The organism is Comamonas halotolerans (assembly GCF_030162935.1).
GTDB classification, from domain to species: domain Bacteria; phylum Pseudomonadota; class Gammaproteobacteria; order Burkholderiales; family Burkholderiaceae_C; genus Comamonas; species Comamonas halotolerans.
The window spans coordinates 1-263 of sequence record NZ_JASAUZ010000062.1; the positions used below are offsets into that span (position 1 = coordinate 1).

Sequence of the window (263 nt, forward strand, 5' to 3'; positions counted from 1 at the left end):
GGCCACGCCGTTGTCGTAAATCGTCACGGTCTCGCCCGCCTGGCCCTTGCCACTCAGTGTCGGGGTCGCATCATCCGTGGTCTCACCCGCCTCGATCGAGCCCTTGACGTCGCCCACGTTGTCGTCAGCGGCCATCACTGCAGGCTTGGCCGGAGCGGTGGTATCCACCACTACGGCGTATTCCCCTGTCAATGGGCTGTCCTGACCTGCACTGTCCGTGGCCTTGGCCGTGAACTTGTGCTCGCCTTCTGCCAGCTCTGGTT

At 63.9% G+C, this 263-nt stretch carries 1 protein-coding gene; it reads right to left on the minus strand.

Annotated elements, in window-relative coordinates; translation table 11 throughout:
* Window positions 1-263 (minus strand): hypothetical protein (locus QEP11_RS16620; protein WP_284337765.1); only part of this gene is annotated, 263 nt, incomplete at both ends.